At 70.5% G+C, this 11341-nt stretch carries 12 protein-coding genes; 4 read left to right on the top strand and 8 right to left on the bottom strand.

The features are described from left to right. The first annotated feature begins 6 nt into the window (after positions 1–6). Positions 7–834 carry a GNAT family N-acetyltransferase gene (locus OG598_RS06645; RefSeq protein ID WP_328653541.1) on the top strand — a complete coding sequence of 276 codons (828 nt, stop codon included), beginning with the start codon at positions 7–9 and terminating at the stop codon, positions 832–834. A 3-nt stretch (positions 835–837) separates the two neighbouring features. Here the strand turns inward: OG598_RS06645 and OG598_RS06640 are convergent, their stop codons facing one another. Further along, the gene (locus OG598_RS06640; RefSeq protein ID WP_328653540.1) at positions 838–1848 is read right to left on the bottom strand and encodes an aldo/keto reductase; all 1011 of its coding nucleotides are present in this window, start codon (positions 1846–1848) and stop codon (positions 838–840) included. 116 nt (positions 1849–1964) lie between these two features. Between OG598_RS06640 and OG598_RS06635 the strand changes: the two genes are divergently transcribed. Further along, positions 1965–2573 carry a TetR/AcrR family transcriptional regulator gene (locus OG598_RS06635; protein WP_328653539.1) on the top strand — a complete coding sequence of 203 codons (609 nt, stop codon included), beginning with the start codon at positions 1965–1967 and terminating at the stop codon, positions 2571–2573. Positions 2574–2578: 5 nt separating this feature from the next. On the opposite strand, the gene OG598_RS06630 is transcribed toward OG598_RS06635, so the two are convergent. From OG598_RS06630 to OG598_RS06620, 3 genes are all read right to left on the bottom strand, one after another. After that, the gene (locus OG598_RS06630) at positions 2579–3208 is read right to left on the bottom strand and encodes a VOC family protein (protein WP_328653538.1); all 630 of its coding nucleotides are present in this window, start codon (positions 3206–3208) and stop codon (positions 2579–2581) included. A gap of 64 nt (positions 3209–3272) precedes the next feature. Then, positions 3273–4463, bottom strand: coding sequence for an MFS transporter (locus tag OG598_RS06625; RefSeq protein WP_112697299.1), 1191 nt, complete (start codon positions 4461–4463; stop codon positions 3273–3275). Between the two features lie 98 nt (positions 4464–4561). Then, positions 4562–5041: a MarR family winged helix-turn-helix transcriptional regulator gene (locus OG598_RS06620; RefSeq protein ID WP_328653537.1), complete on the bottom strand. Its 480-nt coding sequence runs from the start codon at positions 5039–5041 to the stop codon at positions 4562–4564. Between the two features lie 86 nt (positions 5042–5127). On the opposite strand from OG598_RS06620, the gene OG598_RS06615 reads away from it, so the two are divergent. Beyond that, the gene (locus OG598_RS06615; RefSeq protein WP_328653536.1) at positions 5128–5973 is read left to right on the top strand and encodes an NAD(P)H-binding protein; all 846 of its coding nucleotides are present in this window, start codon (positions 5128–5130) and stop codon (positions 5971–5973) included. A 76-nt stretch (positions 5974–6049) separates the two neighbouring features. Here OG598_RS06615 and OG598_RS06610 read toward each other — a convergent pair whose 3' ends face one another. From OG598_RS06610 to OG598_RS06595, 4 genes are all read right to left on the bottom strand, one after another. Next, a complete protein-coding gene (locus tag OG598_RS06610) occupies positions 6050–6934 on the bottom strand; it encodes a pyridoxal-phosphate dependent enzyme (protein ID WP_328653535.1) in 885 nt (294 codons plus the stop codon). 63 nt (positions 6935–6997) lie between these two features. Then, entirely contained in the window at positions 6998–7531 is a 534-nt protein-coding gene (locus OG598_RS06605; RefSeq protein ID WP_328653534.1) for a hypothetical protein, read from the bottom strand. 125 nt (positions 7532–7656) lie between these two features. Then, a complete protein-coding gene (locus tag OG598_RS06600) occupies positions 7657–8370 on the bottom strand; it encodes a GAF and ANTAR domain-containing protein (RefSeq protein WP_328653533.1) in 714 nt (237 codons plus the stop codon). A 133-nt stretch (positions 8371–8503) separates the two neighbouring features. Beyond that, complete coding sequence (locus tag OG598_RS06595) at positions 8504–9631, bottom strand: DUF4185 domain-containing protein (protein ID WP_328653532.1); 1128 nt, start codon at positions 9629–9631, stop codon at positions 8504–8506. Positions 9632–9879: 248 nt separating this feature from the next. Here OG598_RS06595 and OG598_RS06590 point away from each other — a divergent pair, with 248 nt between their 5' ends. Then, positions 9880–11322 (top strand): FG-GAP repeat domain-containing protein, encoded by a 1443-nt coding sequence (locus OG598_RS06590; protein WP_328653531.1) that lies wholly within the window; start codon positions 9880–9882, stop codon positions 11320–11322. Positions 11323–11341: the final 19 nt, after the last annotated feature.

The following is an 11341-nucleotide window of genomic DNA, read 5'->3' as shown; positions in this document are numbered from 1 at the left end:
CAGCCGATGACCGCGCCAGCCGACCTGACCCCGCTCGCCGAGGCCGTGGAGTGCGAATTCATGCACTCCTACGAGTCGCAGGCGCCCGGGCCCGCGTACACCGATCTCGGGATCGCGACCACCCGCATCGGCGGCGGTGTCGCCCTCGCCATGCGCAACGATCCCTCCGGCGGGTACTGGAACAAGGCCCTCGGCTTCGGCACCACCGAGCCGTTCACGGTGCAGACCCTGGATCGCGTCCTCGACTTCTACCGGGAGCAGGGCGTCGACCAGGCGGTCCTTCAGCTCGTTCCGTCGGTGCTGCCGGCGGGCTTCGACGAGGTCGCTGCCGCGCGCGGGCTCGAGGCGGGAAGCACCTGGGTCAAGCTCGCCGCCCGACCCGGCGACGTCGCCGTGGCGCAGACCCGTCTGCGCGTCGCCCCGGTGCCGGCCGCCGAGGCGCGGCGCTGGGCCGACGTGCTGCTCACCGGGTTCGGCATGCCGACCGGTGGGCTCACCGACATGCTGGCCGCGACGGTCGGCCAGCCGGCGTGGCGACCGTACGCGGCCTGGGACGACGGCGAGCTGGTAGCGGGCGGCAACCTGTTCCTGCACGGCGAGGCCGCGTCGCTCAACGCCGCCGCGACGGCCACCGGGCACCGCGGGCTCGGGGCGCAGTCGGCGCTGATCGCCGCCCGCGCCCGAGCCGCGGCCGAGGCGGGATGCCGGTGGCTGTTCGCCGAGACCGGCAAGCCCGCGCCCGGTCAGCAGAACCCGTCGCTGAACAACATGCGCCGGGCCGGGCTGGTGCCGCTCTACGAACGCCGCAACTGGGTCTGGCGGGCAACTGCCTAAGGGTCACTTCTCGCTGTCGAGCAGCGCCATCATGGCTGTCGCGTAGCGCTGGCCGGAGGCGGCGCCGGCCGGCACGGCACGCTCGATCTCGTCCAGCGCATCCTGGTCGAGCACCAGGTCGACAGCGGCCAGCGACTCGGTCAGCCGGTCGCGTCGCCGCGCCCCGACCAGCGGCACGATCTGTTCGCCCTGTGCCGCCACCCAGGCGATCGCCACCTGGCTGGTGGTCGCCCCCAGCCGCTGTGCGACCCGGCCGAGCGCGTCCACCAGGCGCAGGTTGGCGGCCAGGCGCTCGCCCTGGAAGCGTGGGCTGTTGGCCCGGAAGTCCGTGCCGGGCAGCGCACGGTCCGGCGACCAGTGGCCGCTGAGCAGACCTCGGGACAGCACCCCGTAGGCGGTCAACCCGATGCCCAGCTCCCGCAGCGCCGGCAGGATGGTGGCCTCCGGGCCTCGGGAGAGCAGCGAGTACTCGATCTGGACGTCGCTGATCGTCGCCACCGCAGCGGCCCTGCGGATGCTGTCCGCGCCCACCTCGGAGAGCCCGATGTGCCGAATGTAGCCGGCCTGCTGCATCTCCAGCAGCGCGCCCACCGTCTCCTCGATCGGCACCTGCGGGTTCAGCCGCGACGGCCGGTAGATGTCGATGTGATCGGTGCCCAACCGTCGCAGCGAGTACGCCAGCCGGTCCTTCACCGCCGCCGCCGACACGTCGTACGGTGCCGCCTGGAAGCCGCCGTCGGGTGTCCGGCGTGCGCCGAACTTCACGCTGAGCACCACCTCGTCCCGGCGACGCTCCCGCAGCACGCGGCCGATCAGCATCTCGTTGTGACCCGACCCGTAGAAGTCCGCGGTGTCGATCAGGTTCACGCCGGCGTCGATCGCCGCGTGCAGCGTCGCGACGCTCTCCGCCTCGTCGGCCGGCCCGTACAGGTCGGACATGCCCATCGCGCCGAGCCCGATGATCGACACCTCCGGCCCGGAGGCACCCAAACGTCGCCGTCGTAGACCCGTCATGTCGCTCGTCTCCTTCGGTCGTCGTCGCGGTGCGTCGTGGAGTGCGGGCACCGCTGTGTACGCTGTGTCCATATAACCAACAAGTAGACAGCGTGTCCATATAACCGGGAGGACCAGTGGCCGAGCTCACGCCGGATGCCCAGACGCCAGCGCGCCGTGGTCGCGGCCGCCGACCCGCCGATCAGGTACGCGCGGAGATCCTCACGGCCGCAGGTGAACTCCTGCTGGCCGAGGGCATGGCCGGCTTCACCATCGAGAAGGTCGCGGCGCACGCCGGAGCCAGCCGGATGACCATCTACAAGTGGTGGCCCTCCAAGGGAGCGCTCGCCCTGGACGGCTACTTCACGGTCGTCGCGCCCACCCTGGCCTTCGCCGACACCGCGGACATCGTCGCCGACCTGACCAACCAGCTCGTCGCCTTCGTCCACCTGGTGCGCGACACCACCGCCGGGCGGGTCATCAGCCAACTCATCGGGCAGGCGCAGACCGACCCGGAGCTGGCCGCCGCCTACCGCGAGCGCTACTCCGCACCCCGCCGGGCCCTCGCCGTCGAGACCCTCACCAGGGCCATGGCCCGGGGGCAGCTACGGCCCGACATCGACAGCGAATCCGTCGTCGACCAGCTCTGGGGGGCCTGCTACCACCGGCTTCTCATCGCCGACCTGCCGCTCACCGAGGACTTCGCCCGCACCCTTGTCGACAACCTCATCCGCGGACTGCGCTGACCGGCTCACTCGGGTGGCGTGGCCCCCGACTGCTCGCTGACCATGTACGCCGCGTACCAGTCGGGCCAGTTGTCGTCATGCTCGCCCGTACGTTTCTCGTGCTCACCGTGCGCGGCGGCCGCGCGCCGAAGCGCGCTCGCCAGGTCGCTCGTGGAGCCGAACGACGTGAGGCCACCCTCGATGCGTCCGGGAAGCCTGGTCGTGATCTCCTGCATCAGCCAGGTGTTGCCGTCCGGGTCGCGCAGCGTGGCACGCGAGAAGTAGCTGCGCCGCTGCGGGTCCGGCCCGTCGACCGGGCCGTCCGGGCTGACGTGGAAGACGTCGCCGATCTCGACACCGGCGGCGGCGAGGGTGTCGTGGGCCGCCTCGATGTCGGACACGATCAGGTACGCCATGGCGGAGCCGGGTGCCGCCGACGTGAGCCCGGGGCCGAACTGTACGGAACACGCGGAGCCGTGCGGCGTCAACTGGACGATGCCGGGCGGGGTCTGGTCGAGCCGCCACCCGAGCCGTTCGTAGAACGCCTTCGCCCGGTCGACGTCCGAGACCGGAATGACGATCACCTCAAGCTTGACGTCCAGGCTCTCGATGCGCGACGTCGCACTCGCGTCGCCCTGGGCCACCTTCGGGCTCATCGCCCCTCCCTTTCTGATCATCACGCCACTGCTGGCGTCAGTGTTCGGTGCCGGCTTCCCGGCATCAGCCCGGCGCCATCCTGGTGGCCCTGCGCACCCCCAGCAGGGCGACCAGGGCGAGGAGGATGACGGCGACGGAGTACTCGTCGGCGGTCCTCGGCAGGCCGCCGGCGTAGACAACGAGGAAGCCGGCGATCACCGTGGGGAGACCGAAGCCGACGTAGCAGACGACGTAGAGCACTGACAGCACGCTGGCGCGTTGGTGCGCTTCGACCAGCGGCATGACCGTCTTGAGGCTGCCCTGGAACCCGCTGCCGAAGCCGACGCCCCCGAGCGCGAGGCCGACGAAGAAGACCGGGATGGACTGCGCCATGACCGCCACCAACGTGACGATCATGCCCAGGATGAGCGCGACGATTCCGGTCAGGATCACGGTCCGCGCGGCGGTGTTGCGCTGCACCAGCACGGCGATCGACCCGAAGACGGCGAAGACGAAGAGGACCAGACCCCCGATCACGATCGACGTGTTCATGAGGCTGCGGATCAGCGCCGGGCCGAGCGCGCCGAAGAACCCGGCCAGCGCCCAGACCGCGAAGAGCACCGGGATGACGACGAGGACCGGTTGGCGCACCGAGCGGGGCAGCGTGATGTCCGGTCGCAGGCTGCCTCGGGCCCCGGCCATCGGGGTGACCGTCTCCGGCATCAGCGCGACCCCGACGGCCTGGATCAGCAGGATCACGAGCAGCACGAGGTACACCAGGCGCGTCGGCGCGGGCAGGAACTGGATGAGCAGCGCCGAGAGCAGGGCGCCGCTTCCGGTTCCGATGCCGGGAGCGATCGAGTTCGCGAGCGTGCCCCGGGCCCGGTCGATGTCGAGCATGGCGGCGCCCACCGCGCCGGTGGCGGCGCCGGCTGCCAGGCCCTGCACGAGGCGGGCGACCAGCAGGGCCGCAACGCCGTTGGCGAAGATGAAGACGACAAGCGCGAGCATCTGCACAGCGATCGCGACGGCCAGCACCGGCCGCCGACCGACGTGGTCGGACAACTTGCCGAACGTGAGCAGCGACGCCAGCACCGCGAGGGCGTAGACGGCGAACACCACTGTGGTCGTGACCGGCGAGAAGTGCCAGCGCTCCTGGTACACACCGTAGAGCGGGGTCGGGGCGGCCGACGCGGCCAGGAACGACACCAGGATCGACGCCAGCAGCACCAGGGAGACCGTCGGTGTGAGTCGGGCCCGCCCCGCGATAGGCATGTCGGTGCTCCTCGGCTGCGTGAAAAGCGGTCAGCCTGGGCGTTCCGCCGGCCCCGGGGGCCACGGCGGCGTACCCGGTTGGCGCCGGCACATGCCAGTCAGCCCTCGGTGTCCTGGCTGGTAGCCGGGAGGCTCGCCACACCACGGGCCAGCGCGTCCCGGAAGTCGCGGTACCGGTCGGGACCGAGCGTGTCGGCGAGTTTCTGCTCGATCAGGTGCACGAAGCCGTCGGAGGCCGCGATGAAGCGGAGACCCCGATCCGTCGGCACTATCAACTTTGCCCGGCGGTCGGCCGGGTCCGGCGTACGTCGGACGTAGCCCAGCCGTTCCAACTCGTCGAGGATCGCGCCCATCGTCTGCTTGTTGCGGCCGGCCAGCCGGGCCAGCTCGCCGGGGCGGGTGCCCTCGGCGTCCAGGTACGCGAGGACCGCGCCGTGGCGCGGCCGGACGTCGTCGAACCCCTGCTCCGCCGAGCGTCGGAAGATCTCCCGCTGGACACGCGCGGAGAGCTGCACGGCCAGGATCCCGAGGTCGGGGTCCTGCTCCTTCAGTGTGCTGCGCTTCATAATTTGGTCCAATCATTGGACGGTACAAGTTATGGACTATATCGTCGCTGGCGGCGACCGTGGTCCGACCTCGGTCCGCCATGACCGAGAGGATGACCATGACCATTCTGATAACCGGGGCAAATGGCACCGTGTCGCGGGAGGTGCTGCGGGAGCTGGCCGGCACGCAGCCGCTCCGTGCCCTCGTCCGGGACGCGTCGCGCACACCGGGGCTCGACGAGGTCGAGTACGTCGTTGGCGACCTGGACCGCCCCACCACACTGACCCCGGCGTTCGAGGGCGTGACGACGCTCTGGCTGCTGATGCCCATGGGCCCACTGGCGCCGAGCCAGAGCATGAACGCGGTGTGGGCGGCCCGGCAGGCCGGCGTGCGGCACATCGTCCGGCTCTCCGCGATCGGCGCCGCGCACGACGCGCCCACCCGCAACGGCCGCCTGCACGCGCTCTCCGACGCGGAGCTACAGGAGTCCGGTATCCCCTGGACCATCCTGCGACCGAGTCACTTCATGCAGAACCTGCTCGGCGCCAAGGCCGGTGAGCACCTCTACGGTCTCTTCGGTGACGCGCGGGTCGGCCTGATCGACGCCCGGGACATCGCCGCCGCAGGGGCGGCGATCCTCGCCGCGCCACAGCCGCACCAGGGCAAGATCTACACCCCCACCGGCCCGGAGAGCATCACGCTCGACCAGGCGGCCGACGAGATCGCCCGTACCCTCGACCAGCCGGTGCGCTACGTGCCGCAGAGCCCGGAGCAGGCACGCGACGGGCTGCTCCAGGCCGGCCTCGACCAGTGGTCGGCCGAGGTCCTCGCCGAGTACCGGGTCGCCTACGGCTCCGGGTGGGGCGACTTCACAAACGACCACGTCGAGCGGATCGTCGGCCGGCAGCCGCGGACCTTCGCCGAGTTCGTTCGCGATCACCGCGAGCACTTCGCCAGCGTCTGATCCGTCGACAGCTCGGCGCGGTGCCCTCCGGCGCGATTCCGCCGGAGGGCACCGCCGTGCGTGCCGGCCGGCGCCCCTACAGCTCGGGGTGGCCGAAGAGTCCCGGTAGCCCGCCGCTGTGCAGGAAGACGACCCGGTCGCCGTGCGGGAAGCTGCCAGCCAGCAGCGCCGCCATCGCCCGACCGGTGTACGTCGGGTCCAGAAAGACCCCCTCCGTACGCGCGGTCACCTCCAGCGCCGCCCGGACGGCGTCGGTCAGCGTGCGGTACCCGGCACCCACCTGGGTGCCGTCGATCCGCAGCGCGTCCGGCTCGACCTCGCCGACGAGCAGCCCGGCGACGGTCGCCCGTGGGTCCGGCACGGCACCGACATCCACGCCGATCACCCGCTGCGCGCCCAACTCCCGCACCAGGCCGGCCATCGTCCCGCCGGAACCGAGCGCCACCACGACCTCGACCCCGTCGATGGCCGGCAGTTGGGTACGCAGCTCCCGACCGCACTCCACATAACCCTGGATCGACGCGGGTGAGGTGCCGCCGAACGGGATGACGTACGCCGACCGGCGCTCCGCCTCGACCGCCACCACCTCGGCGAGCGGACGGTCCCCGGCCCAGACGGTCTCCGCCCCGGCGAGCCCGTCGAGCAGTAGGTTGCCTCGCGGGCTCTCCGGGGGCGGGCCGGCGAGCACCAGCACGCAGGAGAGGCCGAGCCGCGCGGCAGCGGCCGCGGTGAGCCGGGCGTGGTTGCTCTGCGGCGCCCCCGAGGTGATCACCGTGGTGGCGCCGTCGGCGATCGCCTGCGCGCAGGTGTACCGGAGCTTGCGGATCTTGTTGCCGCCCCCGCCGAGGCCGGTGAGATCGTCACGCTTGAACCAAAGCTCGGCCAGCCCCAGCCGGGCGGCGAGCCGGGGCGCGGCCTCCAACGGTGTCGGCCAGGTACCGAGGGGAACGGGTGTGATCATCCGTGCAGCTAAACACTCTCCGGCCGCGCACGCAGCTTCCTGGCCGTGGGCGCTCTTCCGCAGCTACGTCCGGCGTGCTGCTGCCCGGGGCAGCGGACCGACGTCCGAGTGGCGACCGGGACGGAGTGCCGCGTGCCGCTGCCCCGGACCCGCTCCGTCGCGGGCGGCGAGCACGTCGGCCACCGCTCCGGTGGTGAACGCGTAGATGGACTTGTGCAACACGTCGATGGCGAGTTCGGGGCGCGGCCAGGTCAGCGGAGGTGCCCCCACGCCGGTGGCGTTCTCCAGGATCTGATCGTTGGTCAGGCGTACCGCAGTGAACATCGTCGAGGCCCAGGCGCCGCGCAGTCCGGCCTGCGCCATGACGCTGCGCAGCACGCCGAGCAGCGCACCCTGGCCGTAGTGCATCGACAGGTTCTGCCAGCGGGGCTGCTGCCCGGAGGATTCCGGCAGGCCGGTCAGCCTGGCCAGAACCCGGGCCGGCACGTAGGAGTCGGGCCGATCGGTCACCCGCTGTTCGATCTTCTCGGCGGCTGTCATCACCGCCGCCCCGGCCAGGCCCGCCACCAGTCCCTGCCACACCGCTCGCTTCAGCATGGTTCAGCCCTACCCAGCGATCAGGCACCCACACCCGCGACTCGTCACCGGACTTCGCGCCGGACGACTGCCTGGTTCGCCACCGTCCCGGGGTGGGTGCCGCGCCGGTCACGTCCGGGCGAGACTCACCCCTGAGATTTTCCCACCGCCTGGGCGACCAGGGCTTCTGCGACCTCGCGCACCTTCCGGTTGGTGTCCTGGGAGATCTTCGACAGCAGAGCGAACGCCTCCTCCGACGAGCACCGCCGGCTCCCCATGACGATCCCTTTGGCCTGCTCGATCACCGCGCGATTCCGCATCGCCTCCTGCATCTGCGCGGCCAGCGTGGCGGCGTTCTCGTACAGGTGCGCGTTGGCCAGTGCCACCGCCGCGTACGCGGCGAAGCCCTCCGCGCTGGCGATCGAGGACGGATCGAACGCGTTCGGCGAATCGCTGTAGACGTTGAGCGCACCGACGACCGAGCCCTGGATGGGAAGCCCGATGGAGAGGGAACTCTTCACCCCGGCGGCCCGAGCCTTCTCCGCCCATACCGGCCAACGCTCTTCGGTGGCCATTCCCGGCACGGAGATGGTGTCACCGCTGGCGGAGGCATCAAGGCAGGGGCCCCGGTGCTGCTCGTACTGCCACTCGTCCAACTGACGGGCCAGCTCGCCGGTGAATGCCCCGGTCCAACCGACCGGACCCCGCACCAGGGTGACAGTCACTTCCCTCGTCCCGGGAATGCTCCCCTTGGCGAGTTCGGCGATCCGGAGCAGCATGTCGTCGAGGCTGACCTCGTCGAGTCTGACCCGGCCCAGCTCGGCCAACGCGTCGGTGGGATCCATCGTCGGCTGCGTCATCGCAGGGTCGTACCCCCTGAATCACCCACTCACACCCTGCTGAGGACATGGCGGCCCGCGTTTGCGCCGATCAGCTCCAGCGGGTTGGGGTCGCGAATGTCGGGCCACGACGACGGCCGGTCAGCGGCCCCCGTCAGACCGAGCCGGTGAACTGGCTGACGTGGTAGGCGGTGCTGCGGCCGTCCGGGGTGCGGGTCCACTTCGAGACCATCAGGTGCAGGTCGTCGGCGTTCCGGCTGGACCAGGGATGGATGAACCCACCGTAGAGGGCGGGCTCCTGCCAGCTGGTCAGCTGAATCTTCTCCCCTGTCCAGGCCCGGTCGGGTCCGGACGCGGTCCGGGTGACCAGACACCCGTTCTGGCAGTTGAGGTAGGACATCACCCAGGTCCCGTCGGCCAACCGGCGCACCGATGGCTCGCCGAAGCGCCCGGTGAGGATCGGTGTGCAGGGTCTCCCCCAGCCCCAGTTGGCCCCGTTCCAGCCCCATCCCTCGTACGACTCCGGGTAGAACAGCCGATCCCACCGCACGCGTCGCAGCATCATCGGACCGTCCTGCCGCCCCGAACGGACCGAGAAGACGTAGACGTACTCGCCGTCGCGTTGCATGGTCCACATCTGGAACGGGTCCTTGTTGTCCGGGCTGTTCCACCACTTCAGCGGCGTACGGATGAAGTCGTTGCCGTTGTCGGAGAAGGCCAGCCCCGCGTAGCGGGACCTCCACTGCGGCCCGGCCGGGCCGGCGGAGTTCCAGTTCTCGATGCTCATGTAGGAGATGAGCTGTCGGCCGGTCTCCGGAAAGCTGATGCCGTCGTTGGGGATGACTGTCACCTCGGGAAGGCCGTCCATGCCGATGCCGTGGTGGCCGTTGTGCATCAGCTCCGGGGCCCGTCCGTTGCCGACGACCCGTGCGGCGCTGTCGAAGACGATTCCGCCCGGCGCGCCGGGGTGGACGGCGGAGCGCAGCATGACCGGCGACCGCCAGTCGTTCGGCAGGGGCGGACCCTCGGGCCACGGCGTGTCGAAGGTGTCGCCGAAGAGGTAGCCGATCGACCCGTTCTCCAGCACGTAGGGGATGCCCAGGTCGGTGCCGGCCACCCGCCATCGGCTGCTGGTGTCCAGGTCCGCGCCGGTCAGCCGCTTCTTCCAGACTGCTGCCTGGGCCGGAGCGGCACTGGTCAGGATCGCGCCGACGGAACCGACCGCGCTGGCGGCCCCGATCGCGGCGGCGCGGCCGAGCAACGAGCGACGACGTACACCCATGGCTGCCCTCTCCTGTCGCACTCGTCCTGGCCCTGCCGCGGTCATTGGACAGCGGTTGCGGGCGAGTAAACCCGTCGACAATCGTCGCTGTCAATGCCTGCCCGCCTTGAACGATGCATTGAAGGAATTCTTCATAGAACATTGACAGCCATCAGCACCCTGAAGAAACTCTCAGCAATCGGTCTCCCGGTCGGTGGCGGTCTCGTGACGCCCATCAGTCGACCATCCCCGACCCGACGAGGAGCAGCGTGAGACGTACTCTCCTGGCCCTGCTGGTCGCCCTCGGCATCGTCGGTACGACGGTCCCGGCCACGCCGGCGCACGCGGACCCGGTCGGCACCCTGGCCTGCCCCTCCATCCCCGCCAACCGCGACCCGGCGGTGACAGTGGTCGTCTACCGGGTCGCCCGGGCCCACAACGCCAACGACAAGGTGACGCTGTCCGCCTTCGAGGCGGGCTGGGTCGAGTCACACATGAACAACCTGCCGTGTGGCGACAAGTCGTCGCTCGGGGTGTTCCAACAACGCTGGGACTACGGATGGGGCACTCCGGAGCAGATCATGGACCCGGTCTACGCCAGCACCCAGTACGTCACCCGGGCCATCGTCTGCGACCGCAACAACCCGGGGTTCAGCGCGGGCCAGGTCGCCCAGTGCGTCCAACGGTCCGGTTTCCCCGACCGGTACGACCAGGCGGCCGCCACTGCCCGGGCCCAGCTCAACGAGGCGGCCCGTACCCACGCCATCGCCGGTGGATCCCAGACGGACGTGACCGGCGACGGCCGGGACGACATCGTCACCTTCACCCAGAACGCCCTCGCCGACGTCTACGTGGGCACGTCGACCGGCAGCTCCTACACCGGCACCTCGGCGAAGTGGAACGACTTCTTCTCCCTCGGTGGCGAGACCGCCACCACCGGCGACGTCAACGGCGACGGCCGCGACGACATCGTCACCTTCGCCCACAGCAACACCGGCGACGTCTACGTGGCACTCTCCACCGGCACCTCGTTCGGTGCTGGCCTCAAGTGGCACGACTGGTTCGCCCCCGGCGCGGAGATCGGGGCGGTCGGCGACGTCAACGGCGACGGGCGCGACGACATCGTGGCGTTCACCCACAACCCCGCCGGCGACGTGTACGTCGCGCTGTCCACCGGCACCGGCTTCGGCGCCGGCCTCAAGTGGCACGAGTTCTTCAGCCCGTTCGGCGAGTTCCCCGCGCTCTGTGACGTCAACGGCGACGGCCGGGACGACATCGTCACCTTCACCCAGGGCACGGCCACGGCCAGCGACGTCATCGTCGCGCTGTCGAACGGCAGTTCCTTCGGCACCGCGCAAAAGTGGCACGACCTGTTCGCCGTGGGCGCCGAACTACCCCGGGTCGGTGACGTCAACGGCGACGGCAGAGACGACATCGTCACCTTCACCTGCGATCCCAACGCCGACGTGTACGTCGCCACCTCCACCGGCACCGGCTTCACCGGGACCACTGCGAAGTGGCACGACTTCTTCTGCCTGGCCGGCGAGTTCCCCTACCTCGGCGACGCCAACGGGGACGGCACCGACGACCTCATCGTCTTCACCAAGGGCGCAACCAACGATGTCCACGTCGCGCTCTCCACCGGCACCGGCTTCCTCGGCGCCACCAGATGGCACGACTTCTTCGGCCTCACCGGCGAGACGACGCTGTGATCAGCGGATTGGAGACCCC

The sequence above is a fragment of the Micromonospora sp. NBC_00330 genome, assembly GCF_036136635.1.
Taxonomy (GTDB): Bacteria; Actinomycetota; Actinomycetes; order Mycobacteriales; family Micromonosporaceae; genus Micromonospora; species Micromonospora salmantinae.
This window is presented reverse-complemented; position numbering and strand designations above follow the sequence as displayed.

Excerpts from the sequence above, each read along its gene's own strand:
- OG598_RS06615 (WP_328653536.1), top strand. The coding sequence starts at position 5,128 with ATGACCATTCTGATAACCGGGGCAAATGGCACCGTGTCGCGGGAGGTG.
- OG598_RS06640 (WP_328653540.1), bottom strand. The coding sequence starts at position 1,848 with ATGACGGGTCTACGACGGCGACGTTTGGGTGCCTCCGGGCCGGAGGTG.
- OG598_RS06645 (WP_328653541.1), top strand. The coding sequence starts at position 7 with ATGACCGCGCCAGCCGACCTGACCCCGCTCGCCGAGGCCGTGGAGTGC.
- OG598_RS06610 (WP_328653535.1), bottom strand. The coding sequence starts at position 6,934 with ATGATCACACCCGTTCCCCTCGGTACCTGGCCGACACCGTTGGAGGCC.
- OG598_RS06605 (WP_328653534.1), bottom strand. The coding sequence starts at position 7,531 with ATGCTGAAGCGAGCGGTGTGGCAGGGACTGGTGGCGGGCCTGGCCGGG.
- OG598_RS06625 (WP_112697299.1), bottom strand. The coding sequence starts at position 4,463 with ATGCCTATCGCGGGGCGGGCCCGACTCACACCGACGGTCTCCCTGGTG.
- OG598_RS06630 (WP_328653538.1), bottom strand. The coding sequence starts at position 3,208 with ATGAGCCCGAAGGTGGCCCAGGGCGACGCGAGTGCGACGTCGCGCATC.
- OG598_RS06595 (WP_328653532.1), bottom strand. The coding sequence starts at position 9,631 with ATGGGTGTACGTCGTCGCTCGTTGCTCGGCCGCGCCGCCGCGATCGGG.
- OG598_RS06600 (WP_328653533.1), bottom strand. The coding sequence starts at position 8,370 with ATGACGCAGCCGACGATGGATCCCACCGACGCGTTGGCCGAGCTGGGC.